The organism is Chitinophaga pinensis (assembly GCF_007896845.1).
In the GTDB taxonomy this organism is placed as follows: Bacteria; Bacteroidota; Bacteroidia; order Chitinophagales; family Chitinophagaceae; genus Chitinophaga; species Chitinophaga pinensis_C.
Map to the genome: position 1 here is coordinate 99,263 of NZ_VOHS01000011.1, position 20,269 is coordinate 119,531.

A 20,269-nucleotide genomic window follows, 5' to 3' on the forward strand; every position below is an offset into this window, starting at 1 on the left:
AGCATTGTGGAGAAGTTTGAGTAAAGAGAATAGAAACTGAATAAAGAAAATAATTGGAGAGAGCGTTTGAATCATGCATATGCAATACTTTTGAGTCAGACGTTTTATGTTTGAACCAGATTTTTAGAAGAAAAATCTGAATACGATTAATACAGATCAGCAGTAAATAATAACCCGATTTATTATAACCATTCGATTACATGGGTAAAACCATTACACAAGGCAGTAACAATAAGAATAAAGTAACTCCCGTGCTCTTGCTCGAGTTACAATCCAATCACCCCGAACCGGTGAAGATCAGTGCAGGAATGTTAAAAGAAGATGCGGCCGGACGTACCTGTCAACGTGTGCCCCTGAGTGACAAAAAATCATTATCCATCTTCAATACACTGCCAGCAGGCGTACAACACCTGCTGCAACCCTGTACGCAGGAAGCCATGGTCTACAAAGAACTGCAGCTGAAAGAGAAGTTCCGCGATAATCCCGTGAAAGAACTTACCCAACAGCAGTTTATAAAGGAAGGCCTGCAGCAATACCTTTATCATACATTACAGCAATTAAGGCCTCTGACGCCCGTATTGCCATGGTATACTATGATCACGGACGATAGTATGCTGATGAAACATACACGTCCGGTGACAGTCAGCAACTTCACCCCGATCCTCTCCTTCGAACTGAAACGTACGACGACCGGTGCTTTACGCATGGTCGCTATCGTAACCATCAACGGACAAGTAACACCACTTTCCGGTTTTGAACATTACGGATTCCTGCTGCGTAGAGAAGGTGAGTTGTTTATTCTCGCTCCCGCTGCTGCCGCCACATTGGAACAGTTTCCGGCTGGTGTAAAGGAAATTCCCGCTGCGGAAGAAGCGATGTTTCTGCAAGATGTACTGCCTGTATTAAGCGAACAATACACCGTAGACAAAAGCATCCTGTTACAAAAAGAAGTGATCGATACACCACCTGCCTGCAATATCTGGCTGAGTGAACTGAATAAAGCATTTCTTGTACTGACACCACAATGGCAATATGGCAACTTCTCTATTGAAGACAGCAGCGAACCTGTTGTACTCAGGACCGAAGGAGATGTTCAATATGAGATACGGCGACACATGGACGCCGAAAAAGAGATAATCGCCTTTATCCGTGGTTTGCACGCACGTTTTGCACAACAGCGTAACGGTTATTTCTATCTGCCCTTTGCAGATGCCGAGAAAAGCCAGTGGCTGGTAAAATGTTATCGCAAACTGACAGATAAAAACATTGGTGTATACGGAATGGATCAGCTGAAACATTTCCGTTATAATACCCATATTCCTGTGATGGATGTGCGCTGGCACAGCGATGACAAGGATACTTTCGATCTTGAAATAGATATACATTACGGCGATATTCCTGTAGCTCTCACCGATATACAAAAAGCGTTACAACACCGGCAACCGCACCTGTTGCTGAAAGACGGTACCATCGGTGTCATTCCTGATGAATGGCTGCATAAACATGACCTGCTCTGGAAACTCGGACAGGTCAATAAAGACAGGCTGAAACTATCACGGCTGCATTTTACTGTAGCACAGGAAATGTTGGAAGCAAGGGAAACTCCTGTACAGGAAAATACACTGGAAAAACTCCGTCGCTTACAGGCACAGACCTCCGGACAATTCCCGGTTCCCACAGCAATACAGGCCAGTCTCCGTAATTACCAGCAAGCAGGATTTGAGTGGATGTGTCTTCTTGATGCCATGCGCTGGGGTGGATGCCTCGCAGATGATATGGGTCTTGGTAAGACCCTGCAAACGATCACCTTTCTGCAACACCTCACAGAAAAGTATCCGGGGGAGACGCATCTGGTCATATGTCCGACATCACTGATCTATAACTGGCAGGCCGAATTGCAGAAATTTGCACCCGGTCTGCGCTACACAGTGTACCACGGAGGTAACAGACAATATGACGCAGCCTCCTGGAAACAGCAACAACTCATCATTACCAGTTATGGTACGGTGCGCAGTGATGCTGCTATTTTCAATAATCATATATTCGGTTATGTCGTGCTGGATGAAAGTCAGGTGATCAAGAATCCGTCTTCGCAGACCACCAAAGCCCTGCAGGTATTGCAATGCCGCAACAGACTTATATTGAGCGGTACACCTATCCAGAATAATACCATGGATCTTTATGCGCAAATGAACTTTGCGAACCCCGGACTGTTAGGTAATCAGGCATTCTTTAAGTCAGAATTTGCCATGCCAATTGACAAATATGCCGACGCAGAAAAGGCCGGCCGGCTGCGCAGATTAATATATCCTTTCCTGCTGCGACGTACCAAAGAACAAATTGCACAGGATTTGCCGGATAAGACCGAGATCATTATGTGGTGCGAGATGGGTGAAGAACAGCGTAAGTCATACAATCGCATACGCGATATGTACAAGGAAAAGCTGTTAAAACAGATCAACGAATCCGGAATGGCCGCCAATACCATCTATGTATTGGAAGGTCTGACCAGACTCCGTCAGATTTGTAACGCACCTCAACTGGTAGAACAGGAATCGCATGTGACCAGTTCTGTCAAACTGGATGAGCTGATGCGCGAAATCAGTGAGAACACCGGGGCACATAAAGTGCTGGTCTTTTCACAGTTCACCGGCATGTTACAACTGATCGCAAAATCCATGGAAAGTGAAGGGCTCCCCTTCCTCTATCTGGATGGTAGTACCAAAGCCGAAAAAAGACAACAACTGGTACAGCAATTCCAGACAGATGAGCAAGTGAGAGTATTCCTGATCAGTCTGAAAGCAGGAGGTGTCGGACTGACATTAACAGCGGCGGATTATGTTTACCTCGTAGATCCATGGTGGAATCCGGCGGCAGAACAACAGGCGATAGACCGTACACACCGTATTGGTCAGCAGAACAAAGTTTTTGCCTACAAAATGATCTGTAAAGACAGTGTGGAAGAAAAGATACTGGCATTACAGGAAAGGAAAAAAATGATTGCTGATGACCTGATTAGTGAAGACACGGGCTTCGTGAAAAAGCTGACTGAAGACGATGTAGCTTTCCTGTTCAGTTAACGGACTGTTCAACCACAGACATCGCCTGTTCAACCAGAGAGGGTTCATTTCCGGCGAACAGGTTTGCCCTTACAGACTAATTTTTGAATATTTGCGTCATGTTAAATATCTACAAACTACCTATTATCACATTGATCGTAAGTCTGCTGGCTATTCCCTCGTCAGCGGTGTTTGCCCAGACCCAAAGAATGCCTGAAGGATTTGATATCCATAAGGGAGTGAACGTCAGCCATTGGCTATCACAGTCCGGTGGCCGTCATGGTGTAGCTCAGAACGATTATTTTACAGAAAAGGACGTAGCTCTGATAGCCTCTAAAGGGTTTGACCATATCCGCATTCCTGTGGAAGAAGCGGAATTATGGGACTATAAAGAAGAAAAATACAAGGATGCATTCGTCCTTCTGCACAAAGCAATAGGATGGTGCAAACAATACCATATACGGGCGATTGTGGACATGCACATCCTGCGTAGCCATCATTTTGATGGTAAAAAGAACCGTCTCTGGGAAGAATCTGCTTCTCAGGAACGTTTCCTCCAATGTTGGAGAGAACTGAGTGGAGAACTAAAGAAATATCCGACTGATCTGGTAGCTTATGAATTACTGAATGAACCTGTGGCAGATAGCGCCTCCCAATGGAATGACCTGCTCGCACGTGGTGTTGGGCTGATCAGGGAACTGGAACCTAAACGGGTGATTGTAGTAGGCAGTAACCGCTATCAGTCATACGCTACATTTCCTTTGCTGAAAATACCGGCCAATGACAAAAGGATCATCCTGAGCTTCCATTATTACAATCCATTCTTCTTCACGCATTACAAGGCCAGCTGGACTGCTCATAAGGATTTCAGCGGACCGGTACATTATCCGGGTGCGACGATCTCAAAGAAAGAGATGGCGCAGCAACCGGCTACTATTCGTAATATACTGGCAGGAGCAACTGAAGAATATAACGCCGACGTGATCGAGCAACAGATCATGACTGCCGTAAAAGTCGCACAGAAGCTGAAATTGCCTCTGTATTGCGGGGAATTTGGTTGTCTGAACAGTGTATATCGTAAAGACAGATTACACTGGTATAAGGATATAAAGAAAGCGCTGGATAAGAATAATATATCATGGAGCGTATGGGATTATAAGGGCAGCTTTGGTATCATAGACGAGAATGGTGAAGAGGATGATAAGCTGATCAAATTGCTGACAAAAGATTAAGATCCGGTCAAACGATATTAATACTAACCCAAAACCCGGTTCCGGGATTATCAGTAAGCTTAGGGCTTGCAGATAATCCCGGTTCTTTTTAAAGCTACGACTCACTAAAATTACTACTCAGAAGTACCCAATTGCACCTTATAGCACTTTCTTTATACATCTCCGGCTATTCGCACTCTCTCCGTCCCTGCCATCTCTCTAAAAGCCATTTTTAGCCCAATTTTCCGATCAGAATATTTCCCGGATCAACTATCCATTTATTGGCAAATACTTCAGATTTTGAGCGAAAAACCTACTTTCTGGTCATTTTAGGGTATTCTGCGGGGTGATTTACGGTCCTATACAATTAACTCTTCTTAAGGGTCTTCTCCCTATCATCAACAAAGGAATTAACATACTGATATGCAGCAAATTATCTCCGCATCCTCTTCAGGAGCATCATGCCTGATCTATTGTCGGACGGACTAATTCCTGTATTAACTAATCCTCTTCCCCACCATCAACAAGGGAATTAACATGCTGATATGCAATAAATTGTCTCCGCATCTTTCTCTCAGGAGCATTTTGCCTGATCTATTATCAGACTAACCAATTCCCGATTCGTCCAAAAGAAAAAGCCCTTCGGTTAAACCGAAGGGCTCTTCATATCAAACATTTTAGTTGAACACTTACTTACTAGCCGGAGCAGCAGCTTCTTTTACAGGAAGTGCTTCGCTTTCGTTAGCCAGCTGGTTGTTCTTATCGAAGTCAACCAGAATTGGTGCAGCTACGAAGATAGATGAATAAGTACCGGTGATCACACCGATCAGCATCGCGAATGCGAAACCGCGGGTTACTTCACCACCGAAGATGAACAGGATCAGGATGGTCAGGAACACAGTCAGGGAAGTCATTACAGTACGGCTCAATGTATCATTGATCGCTTTGTTAATGATCTGGTCTCTGCTTGCACCCTTCATAGAACCTGTACGGAAGTATTCGCGGATACGGTCGAACACGATCACGGTATCATTCATTGAGAAACCGATCACGGTCAGGATAGCCGCAATGAAGTGCTGGTCAACTTCCAGTGCGAACGGAACGATATCGCGGCAGTAAGAGAATACAGCCAGTGTTACCATCACGTCATGCAACAGGGAGAAGATAGTACCGATAGAGTATTGCCATTTGCTGAAACGCAGCAGGATATACAGGAAGATTACGATCAGGGATAATACAGTTGCTTTAACCGCACCTGCACGTAAGTCATCAGAGATGGTCGGAGACACTGTCTGAGATGCTACGATGAACCTTGGAGAAGAGAATGCTTCTAAAGTCAGGCCCGGTTCGTAGAATTTCTTCAGACCGTCGAACATTTTCTGTGTTACTTCTTTATCTACTGCTTCGCTTTGTTCTTCAATTTTATAGTTGGTAGTGATGCTCAGCTGGTTACTGTTACCGATTGTTTTCACATAAGGTTCAGTACCGAATTCATGTTCGAGTGCATCACGTACATCGTCTGCTTTCATTGGTTGTTCGAAACGGATGGTGTAGTTACGACCACCGTCGAAGTCAACACCGTGACGGAAACCGTGGAAGAAGGAAGATGCACCTAAAGCGATCATTACGAATGATACGATGTAAGCGTATTTTCTTTTACCTACGAAGTCGAAAGCAGCGTGTTTGAATATTTTACGGGAAACCGGTGTAAAGTATTCGAAGTGTCTTTTCTTGTTAGTCCACCAGTCAGTAACGATACGGGAGATCATGATACCACAGAACAGAGACAGCAGCAAGCCGAGGATCTGAGTGGTAGCGAAGCCCAATACCGGACCAAGACCGAAGTAGAACAGGATGATTGCTGTGAGCAGGGAGGTGATGTGACCATCCAGTACAGGAGCGTAAGAGCGTTTGTAACCGTCTTCTACTGCCTGCTGGTAAGTCTTACCGCGGCTCAGTTCATCTTTAATACGTTCGAATATGATTACGTTCGTATCCACAGCCATACCGATGGTGAGTACCAGACCCGCGATACCAGGCATAGTCAGCGTAGCGCCGAGGGAAGCGAGGATACCGAAGGTGAACAGCAGGTTCAGGATCAGGGCGATGTTAGCTACCCAACCAGCTGTATTATAGTATACCAGCATCAGTACGAAGATCACAACGAAGGAGATCAGGAAGGATTTCGCACCAGCAGCGATGGATTCAGCACCCAGGGTTGGTCCGACGATCTGTTCCTGAACGATTTTAGCAGGAGCCGGCATTTTACCTGATTTCAGGATGTTTGCCAGGTCATTTGCTTCTTCCAGTGTAAAGCTACCGGAGATAGAAGAACGGCCACCTGCGATCTCACCCTGAATGGATGGAGCAGAGTAAACGATATTATCCAGTACAACGGCAACGTAGTTCAGGGAAGCGATGTTAGAAGGATCAGTAGGAGCCAGTTCGCCGGTCAGTTTTTTCCATTCTTTTGCACCAACCTGATCCATCGTCATGGAAATTTCAGGGCGACCGCTCTGATCATAATCCTGTTTAGCGTCGATCACTCTTTCGCCACTTACACGTGGAGTAGGATTGATCGGGTTTACTCTGATAGCGTAAACAGGCAGTGGAGCACGCTTATTTTCTTTGTCTTCAGCACCGTATACGAACACCAGATCTTTAGGCAGTACATTTCTTACTGAAGGGATCTCGGTATAACGTCTGAAGGTTGCAGTATCAGAAGGCAGGATGTGGCCGATGATCGGACCAAAAGCAACACCTTGTCTTGGATCATATCTTGGGAAGAAGATGCTGAAGAAAGGCTCAGCTTTCGCCAGTTCAGCTCTGCGTTCAGCGTCTGATTTCAGGGAATCAGGTTTGCCGGATTTAGCACTGTCCTTACCATCCAGAATAGATGCAAGGCTACCTGTAGAAGAAGTATCAGTACCAGTTTTTGCTACGGCTGCTGAATCTTTTTTAGTAGTGTCAGCTGCTGCTTTTGGAGCAACACCTACAGCTGCTTTGATAGCTTCGTTCATTGGCTGAATTACACCAGCGATGAACTGCTCATCATTTTTATATACCTCACGGAATTCCAGATTTGCGCTGGCCTGCAGGTATTTTCTTACACGCTCAGGATTGTCAACACCGGCCAGCTCTACAGAGATGATACCTTTGTTTTCATCCAGGCTGATGTTTGGAGAAGCCACACCGAATTTATCGATACGTTTCTGCAATACGAGGTAAGTATTTTTGATAGCTGCACCTGCCTCACGACGGATCACATCTAATACTTTTGCATTACTTGTATTGAAGTCGATATCTTTCTGATAAGCATTGGCAAAAATGGTAGAAAGACGGCCCTGCGGCTGTACTTCTTCATATGCCTGCCCGAACAATGTCACAAAATCTGACTGACTGGTTTTCTTACGCTGTACAGCAAGTTCCAGGGCTTTGTTGAAAGCCGCGTCACGGGATTGACCGCTTAATGCACGGATCACATCCTCCACACTCACGTCAAGAACGACGTTCATACCACCCTGAAGGTCAAGCCCCAGGTTCAGCTCTTTTTCTTTGGCTTTGTCATAGGTTACGTACCAAGGAAAACCCGCCATTTCTTTGTTGCTGGTGCTATCCAGGATCCTTTGTCTTCTCTCTTTCACCAGATCTGCCAGTGAATCCGAATAAACAGCCTGCAGCTCTTTATTTCCAGGATACTGCTGCTCAGCAGATGGAAGTGATTTTGTAATGTCACTCTGGGCTTGCGCAGCAACTTTTTTCTCGTAATTACGTACCAGGAACGTAAACGACAAATAATACACAGAGATAAGGATCAATGCACCGGCAAAAAATCTAACCAGTCCTTTAAGTTGCATATTGTTTCGGGTTTATAAAAATTTTTTAAGAGTTGCAAAGATAGAATTTAAATTGATATATTAAAGCCGATCAAAGGTAGAAAAGGAAAAAGGTGGAAATAATTGATATTCAGTTAATAAACCCTTACTTTTTCTCTAAAAAACTATTCTTTAACTATGCTCCGGTGTATTTATCTATGGTTGATGCTACTCTTTGCAGCCTGCAATACTAATAAAAATATGGGAACAAGGCATTATCAATCTAAGGACTCTTTTTTGGACACCCTTTTAGCATCCCATTCAGCACAGCTGGGCCCGATATATCAGCATCCGCAGGCATCCGGTTTACAGATCATCTATACAAGAATAGACAGGGATGCCGCCAACCAGCCGCATTTCACCGATTATTATTACCACGTCGATACCGGCCGCTACTTTTACCCTGCTTCCACCGTCAAATTGCCGGCTACCGCACTGGCCCTTGAAAAGCTGAACGATCTCGCCATCACAGGCCTTGACCGGCAAACGCCGATGTATACCGATAGCCTTGAAGGGATCAGTCCTGCTGTATTGAGCGACAGCTCCGCAGCGGACGGACAGCCTTCTATTGAGCAATATATTAAAAAAATACTATTGGTGAGTGATAATGATGCATTTAATCGTTTATATGAGTTTATCGGACAGGAGACCTTTAATAAACGATTGTGGGAGAATGGCTTCGGGAATACACAAATACTCCATCGGGTAGGTGTCAGCGGGCTCAGTCCGGAGCAGAACCGGCACACCAATGCCGTCACATTTCGCAAAGAAGGTAAGATCTTATACCAGCAACCCGCTGCTTATAGTCAGCTGACATTCTCTCCAAGACATGACAGCATCGGGAAGGCCTATTATAATAAGATAAACGAACTGGTAAACAATCCGATGGACGCCTCTCAGAAGAACAGACTCACCCTTGCTGACCTTCATGAAATACTGCGTTGCATAATTTTTCCGGAAGCTGTAACAAAATCCAGACGTTTCCGTTTAAAGGAAGAAGATTACAGTTTTTTATATCATTGCATGTCGGCGCAACCGGAAGAATCAGAGCATCCCTCCTACGACACCACGGAATTCCATCACAATTATGTGAAGTTCCTGTTATTCGGAGGTAAGCCATATAACAGACCGGATGCAGACCTGCGAAGTTTTAATAAACCCGGCTGGGCATACGGATTTTTGACTGATGCAGCCTATATAGCGGATTTTACACATCAGATCGAATTCATGCTGTCAGCCACTGTATATGTTAATAAGGACGGTATTTTAAACGACGAGCATTATCAGTTTGACGAAACAGGGAAACCATTTTTGAAAGCGTTAGGACAGCTTATATATGAGTATGAACTACAACGTACACGAAAACACATTCCGGACCTGTCCAGATTCAGGACGGATTACACCAGAATCGAATAATCTTTATAAAAACTCAATTGCACTAAAAGATAGCACAATGACAACTACAAAAATCCGTGTGTGGGCATTACTGGCCCTTGTGACCTTGGTAACAGGTTTAAGCTCCTGTCTGAAGACTGATCCGGTTACTCCTTCAAGACCCCAGGCAGGTGTTGCCATCATTAATGGTATTCTGACCACCAGCAATATGGACTTCTACGACAATTCAGTGAGAGTGAATCAGAATCCATTGACTACTGGCTTCCTCTTCTCAGGTTATGTAATCTATGGCGGTCCGCGTACTTTCGCCTTTAGGAAAGCCGGTCTGACTGACGATTACGCAAAAGTGACCAGTGTATTTGACTCACTGACCTACAACACTGTTATCGCTTATGGTGATTCTACCAATCCTATTATGAGAGCTATTAAAGATGATTTCAATACCGCAAAGGAAAACTTCGTAAACTTCCGTTTCTTCCACCTGAGCCCAAATATCGGCGCTGTTGACCTCTATCTGGACAACCAGAAAGTAGATAGCAACCGTGTATATTTTGGTGCTTCAAGTCCGGACTATACATTCAAACAACCAAAGAACTCTCTGTTCTCTAACAATATCAAAGTGAAACTGGCGGGTACCGACTCAGTATTGATAGAAAATACAAGCCCTACACTGAGCTTCACACCTAATAAAGTATACACGATCGTATTGTCTGGCGACAAATCATTTACCGATATCAAGAAACTGAAGGTAAATAACATGTACAGCCTGTATTAATCAATAATTACGTTTATCCACATAGCAGCAGCCGGGGTCAATGATCAAGTTGACCCCGGCTGCTTTTTTAATGCAGTGTATTCCCTTAAACAAGGCTTCGCCATTATAGCTTTCCATTATTTGTGCTATGACACTTGCAAATTTATTGTAGGTTTGTCCCAGTTAACCCTATAAAACTGTTATTGTTTATGAAGCAAATGGAACTCGCCGAAAGGCTGTCGAGGATATCCGAGCCTCAAACGATTAAGATGGCTAAATTAAGCCGTGAGCTGAAAGCCCAGGGTATAGACATTGTAGATCTGAGCATAGGAGAACCTGACTTTGATACACCTGCCCACATCAGGGAGGCTGCTAAGAAAGCTATCGACGATGGCTTTACACACTATACACCTGTTGCCGGTATTCCTGACCTGCGCCAGGCGGTGGTGCATAAGCTGAAACGTGATAACGGACTGGAATACACGCCTGAACAGATCATCGTATCCACAGGTGCGAAGCAGAGCATTGCCAACACCGTATTGAGTGTGATCAATCCCGGTGACGAAGTGATCATTCCTACGCCTTACTGGGTGACCTATTCTGAACTGGTAAAACTTTGTCAGGGTGAGGTGGTATTCGTTCCATGCAGCATCGAAAACAAATACAAGATCACGCCTGCACAGCTGGAAGCGGCTATCACGCCAAAAACCAAACTGTTCATGTTCTCCTCTCCCTGTAACCCTACCGGGTCTGTGTACAGTAAGGAAGAACTGAAAGCACTGGCAGACGTATTCGCAAAACATCCGCAGATCTACATCATGGCGGATGAGATCTATGAATATATCAACTATGTTGGTAAGCATGAAAGCATTGCCCAGTTTGAGGGTATGCAGGAACGCACTATCATCATCAACGGTCTGAGTAAAGGTTTTGCAATGACCGGATGGCGTCTTGGTTATCTGGCGGCTCCTAAAGCAGTAGCTAAAGCAGCTGAAAATATCCAGAGCCAGTTTACTTCTGCCACCAGCTCTATCACCCAGAAAGCCGGCGTAGCCGCACTGACCGGTGATCTTAGCACGGCGCATGCCATGCTGGAAGAGTTCAGAAAGAGACGTGCTTTTGTATTTGAACAACTGAGCAGCACACCGGGTCTGCAACTGATTGAACCGGATGGTGCCTTCTATATGTTCCCGGATGTAAGTGCTTTCTTTGGTAAATCTTATGAAGGAAATGTTATCAATAATGCAGATGATATGTGTATGTACCTGCTGCACAAAGTGCATGTATCTACCGTAACCGGCGCTGCATTTGAACAGCCGAACTGTATCCGCCTTTCCTACGCGACTTCCATGGCAAAACTGGAAGAAGGTATGAAGCGCCTGAAAGCAGGGTTAGCGCAACTCAGCTAATGTTGCCTGTATATAACTATAGTCAGACTATACTAAACTTACGATAATGCTACCTTTATAACGTAGCATTATCGTAAGTTTAGTATAGTCTGACTCTTTTTATGCCCTTCACTATTTCAGATGCGCCTTTGCATATTAATTCATTTCCATATATTTGCGTCAGTAATAATCAATCCGAATGGACTTCTCAAATCGTACCTTACTCTTTATTCTGCTGGCTGCCGGCGCAATTTACATCGCGTATACCATGGTAAAGGACACTATCCGCAAACCAAAAGACGCCACACCTGCTCCCGCTCCTGATGCTGCGGCAAAAGCTCCCGTAGACAAAAGCATCCTGCCCTTACAACTGGCGGCTTATGAGCGCCTCGTGTTACTGGTAGAACGTATCAATCTGCAAAACATGATCAGCCGCATTTTTCAGCCGGGCTTAACCGCTGTAGATATGCAGGTAGGGTTGATACAGACCATTAAAGCAGAATTTGAACATAATATAGCGCAGCAGATCTACGTATCTCCTACAGCCTGGGAAGCTGTAAAAACGCTGAAAGAGCAGACCATTACCATCGTTAATCAGGTAGCCAGTCAACTGCCTCCTGACGCGACCGCAATGGATCTGAACAAACAAATATTAGAAATATTCCTGCAGGCGGAAACATCTCCTTCCGAACTGACCTCACAGATATTAAATGCAGAAGCTAAACGGTTATTTTAACCGTTTACTTCTGTACCATTTCCACCCTTTGCGGCCGGATCACTTCATACAACAGATATCCTCTGCCATTGAAATGAATATATCTTGGCGGAGAACGGAACCATGGCTCTCCCGGCACCTTTACATGAGCCTGAATATGCAGGTGCGGTTCTGAACTGAACCCCGAATTACCCACACATCCCAAAGGATCTCCCTGCTTTACAATATCTCCTTCTTTTACGATCACACTTCCCTGCTTCAGATGGGCCAGGAACACATAACTGTTCTCTGTTTCAATCAGTACCTGATTGGTATTATGCGGACCTCTTGCCATATTCGGCGGGATATTGTCCGGGTCTTCTCCTACCGCTTTGGCGATTCGTCCGTCACAGGGACTGTACAAAGTATCACCGAATATTTCATAATCCTCCAGCCGTGGGCTGAAGATCTTATTTGCCCTGCTGCCATCTGACTTTAATTTCACTATATCCATGGCGTAGATCGCGCCACGCAGACTAAAGTGAAACAGGTTTGTGGGCAGTCCTTTACCTCCCTGCAGGACGAAATAACGACCCGTTTTCAAAGGAAACGCCAGATCTATCGCCCTTGCCTTGCCGGTTGTACCGGTAAAATACAGGATGGATAAAGTGATCAACAGGGCTGAAAAGAAAACGTTGGCAACGTATCGCCACTTACGGGGCGCCGGTTTATCTTTCTTTTTGCGGAAAAAGACACCCAGCAGGGTTAGCAATAAAAAGATGCCAAAACCCCATTTGGCATCAACAGTAAGGTAGATCCAGGTTCCATAGAGATAAATAAATACACCGAGGGATAAACCTAAAATCAGCACGGACCAGCTATGCTGCAGCCCCCTTCCGGAAGCCCTGAAAACAAAGAAGATACTGAGCAAGGCCAGGGCAAATGTGAGTAATAACAATACGTAAATAAACATAGCTTATCAGAAAAAACTTTTTGCAAATTATCAATAATTTGAGCTCCACGGCAATAACGTAATAATTATGTAACATTGCTCTTACTACTACATTTATTCCACGAAAAACACATTATGGAAAATATCATCAAAACAGATGCCGGTATCCCAATTGCTCCAGTATATACGGAAACTGTACCCATGCAGGAGTTGCCCGGCGAATTCCCATTTACAAGGGGTGTTCATGCCTCTATGTACCGGGATAAACTGTGGACGATGCGGCAATATGCAGGCTTTAGTACGGCAGAAGCTTCCAACGAACGTTACCACTATCTTTTACAACAGGGCGTAATGGGCCTTAGTGTGGCCTTTGATCTGCCGACCCAGATCGGTTATGATTCTGACCACGCGATGTCAGAAGGGGAAGTCGGTAAAGTCGGTGTGGCCATTGACAGTATTGAAGACATGGAGCGCCTGTTTAAAGGCATTCAATTGGAAGAGATCTCCACTTCCATGACCATCAACGCCACTGGTTTTATACTACTCGCTTTATATATCGCACTGGCAAAAAGGCAGGGCGCGGATCTGAAAAAGCTGTCCGGTACCATTCAGAATGATATTCTGAAGGAATATGCGGCCCGTGGCACCTTCATCTATCCCCCAAAACCTTCTATGCGGCTGATCACCGATATCTTTGATTATTGCAGCCGGGAAGTGCCTAAATGGAATACGATTTCCATCTCCGGTTATCATATCCGCGAAGCGGGCGCCAATGCGGTACAGGAACTGGCTTTTACGCTTGCCAACGGAAAAGCCTACCTAAAAGCGGCGCTGGAACGCGGGCTGGATATCAATGTATTTGCCCGTCGCCTTTCCTTCTTCTTCAATGCACATAATCACCTGTTTGAGGAAGTCGCAAAATTCCGTGCTGCAAGACGTATGTGGGCACATATCACCAAAGGTATGGGCGCTACAGATCCGAAGGCACAGATGCTACGTTTTCATACACAGACTGGTGGCAGCACGCTTACCGCACAACAGCCACATAACAATATCGTACGGGTGACTGTACAGACGCTGGCGGCCACATTGGGCGGCACACAATCGCTGCATACCAATGGTTATGATGAAGCGCTGTCGCTGCCAACAGAAGCTGCTGCGCGTATTGCGTTGCGTACACAACAGATTGTCGGATACGAAAGCGGTATTGCAGATACTGTTGATCCGCTGGCGGGTTCCTTCTATGTGGAAGCGCTGACCAACGAAGTGGAATCCAGAGCATGGGAACTGATCGAAAGGATCGATGTGATGGGAGGCGCTGTGGCAGCTATCGAACAGGGATTTATGCAGGAGGAGATTGCACGTAGCGCATATCGTTATCAGCAGGAAATTGAGTCGGGAGAAAAGGTGATCGTTGGTGTGAATAAGTTTGCCGTGAAAGAGCCATCCACAGAGGAAGTATTCCGTATCGACGATAGTATCAGACAAGTACAGACGGAGCGACTACAGGCCTTACGGGCTAAACGGGACAATACGGCGGTAGCAGCCCTGTTGGAGCGACTGGAAGCAGCGGCGCATACTACAGAAAATCTGATGCCGATCGTAGTGGAAGCAGTAGAACATTATTGTACACTCGGAGAGATCGCCGATACACTGAGAAAGGTATGGGGAGAGCATAAGGGCATATAGTGCGCTAATTATCAATTCATTCTCAATTGTCATCCGTAATTCGTAATTGTATTGTATTTTCGGGCCATGTCTTCGATTTATTATAAAGCCTGTCCGGTATGTGGGTCAGGCAATATACACAAAGTACTTGCGGCCAAAGATCATACAGTATCGGGCGAAACATTCGACATTTTTCATTGCGGACATTGCAGCGGACGTTTCACGCAGCATGTCCCCGGCAGTGCAGAGATTGGCCGTTACTATCAATCACAGGAATACATTTCACATTCCGAGACTAAAAAAGGCTTAATCAATCGTTTATATCACAGCGTGAGGAAGATCACCATGCGCTCCAAACAGAACTGGGTAAAGGCTGCCACTGGTCTGAAACAGGGTTCTTTACTGGATATTGGTTGCGGTACAGGTGCTTTCCTTCACTATATGAAACAATTAAACTGGGAGGTAACAGGACTTGAACCGGATGATACAGCGAGAAGTAATGCAAAAACACTCTATGGTATAGAACCGCTGCCTTCTTCAGAACTGTTCCATCTTCCGGCACAACAATATGACGCCATCACGATGTGGCATGTATTGGAACACGTGCATTCCCTGCATGATTATCTGAGACAGATCAGGACTTTACTGAAACCGGAAGGTGCGCTGATCATTGCTGTACCTAACTACACTTCTCCTGATGCGGAGCATTATAAGGAGCTGTGGGCAGCATATGATGTACCCCGTCACTTATATCACTTCTCTCCTTCTTCTATGGAAGAGTTATTGAAGCAGCACAAGATCAGGATTGTGCGAAAACATCCGATGGTATTTGACGGGTTTTATGTGAGTCTGCTGAGCGAGAAATACAAAACAGGCGGTAACGGTCTGTTTAAAGGCTTCTGGAACGGTTTCAGGTCTTATAGAAAAGGGCTGAAGCATGTAGACAGATGCAGTTCTGTTGTCTACGAATGTAAAGCAGATTAAAGACTAACATCAACAATCAAAATAAAAAAGCAGCGATAATAGCTTAGGGTTATTATCGCTGCTTTTTTTATTAGGGACGATAGCCATGACAGTGATACTGTCAGCAGGCTATCGTCATTTGCTCATGCATCAGCTAATAAGGGATCTTATTAATTAATACAAATAGTTCAGTGCTACGATATCATTTGCGTTGAAGGTGCGGTTACCACCATTAGAGCAGGCCAGCATCCAGGAGTTAGCGCTGTTGCCGCTTGGTGTACCCGGAATCAGGATAGCACCTACACCAGCTGAGCCCTCATTTGAAGCACTACCGCCACAGCTCAGCGCACGGTTGAAATAATCGGTATGACGGAAGCCGATACAGTGACCAATTTCATGCTGAATAACAGAACCTACATACAGCACATTCGGATTGCTGCCATATGCTGCGGAGTTGGTATTCATGAGAATGGAGTTGTACGGATTACCGGAGCTGGTAGGGAAACCGGCAGAACCGAGTGTAATAAAGCCACCACTTGGACCCTGATTAAAACCAGAGATCGTGATGTTGGCAGTGCCGCTGGTAATACGTCTGAAAGTGAGGGTCAGTCCCAGTCTGTTGTAACGTGCAATAGCGGTATCTGTACCGGCTACGAAAGCGCTACCGAGGCTGGATGCAACTCTTACAGTGATTTGACGTGGGAGGCCGGTTACCACATAATTTGTGCGATATTGCTCTTCTTTGGCAGTGGTCAGAAAAGGACTGTTTGCTTTAGTGTTCAGGTCAGCATCACTCAGCAGGATATCTCCTTCCACGAGATACTTCCCATCGAATTTGCGGACGTCAGCAGTGCTGAAACCAAGTGCACTGATCTTATCCAATGTGGCCTGTGATACACCGGATTGATTCACGGATGCAGATGGTGTGGTGTCCTTTTTACAGGAAACAATGCAGACAGCGGCTCCCGCCAGCAGGCATACGAGTGCTGTTAATGTGTGTTTACGCATACATTTTAAGATTTGGGTTCTGATAAAATGAAGATATTATTAGCTGATCAGCTGATGACAGATGTTGTGAGGACTGCGTATGTTGTGGGACGTCTCTGTATGACAGCTGGTGACAGACAGTACAGTTTCTCCCTGCTGATCGAGCAGGCAAACGCAGATAAGTTATTCCTACGGAATAATAACATTGTTCATCAGTAGATATAGCTAACCTGACAGATAATTACTTAACTCATGCTTTGGTTTTTTGTCATTGCAAGACACGCAGATACGAGCGGTTTATCGCGTCATTGCCGGATTTTCAATTAATAAATAATTCTGGTTAACTCCGGGTGTTCCGGAAGTAGATTTTCTGGTGACTTAGTGCTCGTTTGTTTAGATTTCAGTTGCTCGACGTTGAATTTACAACATTCCATGATTCTCAGAAAATAAAAGTCAGGGGTAAAAAAAGAACAGAGAATGACGCAGAGAGGTGCTTAGAGGTTTATGCAGAATGAGGTGAATAAAGTCGAAATGAGAGATAGGATGGACAAATTATCAGAGTTGCAGGCAGGGGCGGTTTCAGATGGTGTCGCGGACTGGTGCCCGTTAAGTACATGATTGAGCATTGGGAATGGGCTGTGGGTTGGGGCTTTGGTGTGCTTTAGTTGTATGCAGGGGACGGGCTGAGGTCCGCTTTACCATCTGAAAGCCTTCGCTTCATTCCTGCGTTTCTTTTGGCTTTTGGGTGGTGGTGAGTTATAGGCAGGGGGATACACGGCGGTTTCAGATGGTGTCGCGGACTGGTGCCCGTTAAGTGCATGATTGAGCATTGGGAATGGGCTGTGGGTTGGGGCTTTGGTGTGCTTTAGTTGTATGCAGAGGACGGGCTAAGGTCCGCTTTACCATCTGAAAGCCTTTGCTTTATTCCTGCGTTTCTTTTGGCTTTTGGGGTGGTGATGAGTTATAGGGTGTATAGGATGTAAGGATGCACTTTGAACGTAATTGTTAATTCATGATTTTTAATTATAAAAAGAAAGAGCGTACCTCGCGGCACGCTCTTTCTTTTTATAAAGTAATTTGAATACTTCAGATTACAGGTGAATTGCTTCGCCGTAAGCCACTTCTATAGCGTCTTTTACAGATTCGCTCATAGTTGGGTGCGGGTGAATTGAATCCAGTACTTCCTGATAAGTAGTTTCCAGTTTACGTGCAGTTACTGTCTGCGCGATGATCTCTGTAACGTTTGCACCGATCATGTGGGTACCTAACCACTCGCCGTATTTAGCATCGAAGATCACTTTTACGAAACCTTCAGTAGCGCCAGCAGCAGTTGCTTTACCAGAAGCAGAGAATGGGAATTTACCTACTTTCACTTCGTAACCAGCTTCTTTTGCTGCTTTCTCAGTGTAACCTACAGAAGCGATTTCAGGTGCACAGTAAGTACAACCTGGGATGTTCATGTAGTCGATAGGCTCAGGTTTGTGCGCGTATTTCTTCTCGTTGTAACCAATTGCTTCCACGCAAATGATACCTTCTTTAGAAGCAACGTGTGCGAGTGCCTGACCCGGAACCATGTCACCGATAGCGAAAACGCCCGGTACATTTGTCTGGTAGTATTTATCAACCAGTACTTTACCTTTATCAGTTTTGATACCCAGTGCTTCGAGGCCCAGGTTTTCGATATTAGCAGCGATACCTACAGCGCTCAGTACAACGTCAGCTTCGAGGAATATTTCACCCGTTGCAGTTTTTACTTTTGCTTTCACGCCTTCACCGTTTGCTTCAACAGCTTCAACGGATGCATTGGTCATCACTTCGATACCTTTCTTCTTGTAGATTTTCTCCAGTTCTTTAGAGATATCTTCGTCTTCAACCGGAACGATACGCGGCATGAACTCAACGATGGTCACTTTAGTGCCCAGAGTTGCGTAGAAATAAGCGAATTCAACACCGATTGCGCCGGAACCTACAACGATCATGGATTTAGGCTGTTTTGGCAGTACCATTGCTTCACGGTAGCCAATTACCATCTTACCATCTATTTTAAGGTTTGGCAGTTCACGGGAACGAGCACCGGTTGCCAGGATAATGTATTTCGCATCATGTACAGCAGCCTTACCATCCTTATCAGTTACTTCTACCTGAGTTTTGGATTTCAGCTTACCGTTACCTACCAGTACGTCAATCTTGTTTTTCTTCATCAGGAACTGAACGCCCTTACTCATCTTGTCAGCCACGCCACGACTACGTTTAATTACGGCATCAAAGTCAGCGGTACTTTCGCCTGCGTTAATTCCATAATTTTTGGCGTGCTGTATATATTCCATCACCTGTGCGGACTTCAATAATGCTTTCGTGGGAATACAGCCCCAGTTCAAACAAATACCGCCCAGGCTCTCTCTTTCAACTATTGCCGTCTTAAATCCCAGCTGAGAAGCACGGATAGCAGCCACATATCCACCAGGGCCACTACCAATTACGATTACGTCGTATGCCATATTGCTTAATTTTAATTTAAACTTGCCAAAGGTAACAATAAAATGTAAAAAGCCCGGCCAAAAATAGCCAGGCTTTTCTCGTCTTCGGTCGCGAAGACCCATCAATATTTTAGCGGAGGTCAACTACCTCTACACCCGGGTATTTTTTAGGATCGAAGCTAAAGGTAGCGTCGGTCACGCTTCCGTTTGGTGTGAAGTTGGTGATCTCATATGTATAATGATTACCGTTTTTCTCGTAAACCTTCATCTTTGCGATGTTCTGGCCTTTCTTATCGATAGAAACGATCACTTTGAATACATTCTTTGATTTGTCTGTAGGCGTCATTTCGATGTTCTGGAGCACTTTGCCTTTTTCAGTAGTTTCTCCATCGAGGCGGTACAGATAATCTTTATCGTAGAAGTTCGTGAACAGTTTAGCCGGAGACAGGGAGGTGCTATTGGGATCTACATTATTGATTGTTACCTCGTTAGCATCTTTTGTGTATGTCCAGGTCGTTTTGTTGTCACTGATCAGTTCCTGACCATCCAGATTCACTTTATATTTCGCTCCTTTCAGGTAAACAGTACCTTTTTTGGAGTCAGTTACGCTATTATTGGCGCCTTCAACTTTCAAAACAAAGTTAGCGACTACCGATTTCAACTGGGAAAATTTCTTGCTCACCCCGTCGAGTATTGCCTTTGCCTTAGGATCGTTTTTACCGAGACTACCCACTGGCGTCTTCGTCTGTGCCATGCCATTCACTACAATTCCGCCCGTCAACATGGCCAGTAATAAAATTCTCTTCATTTTTCGTAAGTTTTGTTTCTTGCTGTTAGTTTGACAAA

14 protein-coding genes are annotated in these 20,269 nt (G+C 45.1%); 9 read left to right on the forward strand and 5 right to left on the reverse strand.

Annotation, left to right across the window (positions count from 1 at the left end):
* Positions 1-200: 200 nt before the first annotated feature.
* Positions 201-3,080, forward strand: a complete 2,880-nt coding sequence (locus FEF09_RS13525) for a DEAD/DEAH box helicase (RefSeq protein ID WP_146305610.1) — start codon at positions 201-203, stop codon at positions 3,078-3,080.
* A 98-nt stretch (positions 3,081-3,178) separates the two neighbouring features.
* Entirely contained in the window at positions 3,179-4,291 is a 1,113-nt protein-coding gene (locus tag FEF09_RS13530) for a glycoside hydrolase family 5 protein (RefSeq protein WP_146305611.1), read from the forward strand.
* A 668-nt stretch (positions 4,292-4,959) separates the two neighbouring features.
* Here FEF09_RS13530 and secDF read toward each other — a convergent pair.
* Positions 4,960-8,127, reverse strand: a complete 3,168-nt coding sequence (gene secDF / locus FEF09_RS13535; protein ID WP_146305612.1) for a protein translocase subunit SecDF — start codon at positions 8,125-8,127, stop codon at positions 4,960-4,962.
* Between the two features lie 255 nt (positions 8,128-8,382).
* Here secDF and FEF09_RS13540 point away from each other — a divergent pair, with 255 nt between their 5' ends.
* The 4 genes from FEF09_RS13540 (at position 8,383) to FEF09_RS13555 (ending at position 12,418) form a co-directional block, all read left to right on the forward strand.
* Positions 8,383-9,561, forward strand: coding sequence for a class A beta-lactamase-related serine hydrolase (locus FEF09_RS13540; RefSeq protein WP_261387471.1), 1,179 nt, complete (start codon positions 8,383-8,385; stop codon positions 9,559-9,561).
* A gap of 37 nt (positions 9,562-9,598) precedes the next feature.
* A complete protein-coding gene (locus FEF09_RS13545; protein WP_186774333.1) occupies positions 9,599-10,315 on the forward strand; it encodes a DUF4397 domain-containing protein in 717 nt (238 codons plus the stop codon).
* Between the two features lie 248 nt (positions 10,316-10,563).
* Positions 10,564-11,703: a pyridoxal phosphate-dependent aminotransferase gene (locus tag FEF09_RS13550; RefSeq protein ID WP_261387472.1), complete on the forward strand. Its 1,140-nt coding sequence runs from the start codon at positions 10,564-10,566 to the stop codon at positions 11,701-11,703.
* 178 nt (positions 11,704-11,881) lie between these two features.
* Positions 11,882-12,418 (forward strand): hypothetical protein, encoded by a 537-nt coding sequence (locus FEF09_RS13555; RefSeq protein ID WP_146305616.1) that lies wholly within the window; start codon positions 11,882-11,884, stop codon positions 12,416-12,418.
* Between the two features lie 4 nt (positions 12,419-12,422).
* Here FEF09_RS13555 and FEF09_RS13560 read toward each other — a convergent pair whose 3' ends face one another.
* On the reverse strand, positions 12,423-13,349 hold the full coding sequence (locus FEF09_RS13560) for a M23 family metallopeptidase (protein WP_146305617.1): 927 nt from the start codon (positions 13,347-13,349) through the stop codon (positions 12,423-12,425).
* Positions 13,350-13,463: 114 nt separating this feature from the next.
* Between FEF09_RS13560 and FEF09_RS13565 the strand changes: the two genes are divergently transcribed.
* Together FEF09_RS13565 and FEF09_RS13570 are read left to right on the forward strand one after the other, a co-directional pair.
* A complete protein-coding gene (locus FEF09_RS13565; RefSeq protein ID WP_146305618.1) occupies positions 13,464-15,017 on the forward strand; it encodes a methylmalonyl-CoA mutase in 1,554 nt (517 codons plus the stop codon).
* A gap of 66 nt (positions 15,018-15,083) precedes the next feature.
* On the forward strand, positions 15,084-15,980 hold the full coding sequence (locus FEF09_RS13570) for a class I SAM-dependent methyltransferase (protein WP_146305619.1): 897 nt from the start codon (positions 15,084-15,086) through the stop codon (positions 15,978-15,980).
* 153 nt (positions 15,981-16,133) lie between these two features.
* Here the strand turns inward: FEF09_RS13570 and FEF09_RS13575 are convergent, their stop codons facing one another.
* Positions 16,134-16,967: a M57 family metalloprotease gene (locus tag FEF09_RS13575; RefSeq protein WP_146305620.1), complete on the reverse strand. Its 834-nt coding sequence runs from the start codon at positions 16,965-16,967 to the stop codon at positions 16,134-16,136.
* Positions 16,968-16,994: 27 nt separating this feature from the next.
* On the opposite strand from FEF09_RS13575, the gene FEF09_RS30735 reads away from it, so the two are divergent.
* Positions 16,995-17,165 (forward strand): hypothetical protein, encoded by a 171-nt coding sequence (locus FEF09_RS30735; protein WP_186774334.1) that lies wholly within the window; start codon positions 16,995-16,997, stop codon positions 17,163-17,165.
* Positions 17,166-18,037: 872 nt separating this feature from the next.
* Here FEF09_RS30735 and lpdA read toward each other — a convergent pair.
* Positions 18,038-19,444, reverse strand: a complete 1,407-nt coding sequence (gene lpdA, locus FEF09_RS13580; protein WP_146305621.1) for a dihydrolipoyl dehydrogenase — start codon at positions 19,442-19,444, stop codon at positions 18,038-18,040.
* A 109-nt stretch (positions 19,445-19,553) separates the two neighbouring features.
* A complete protein-coding gene (locus tag FEF09_RS13585; RefSeq protein ID WP_146305622.1) occupies positions 19,554-20,231 on the reverse strand; it encodes a LolA family protein in 678 nt (225 codons plus the stop codon).
* Positions 20,232-20,269: the final 38 nt, after the last annotated feature.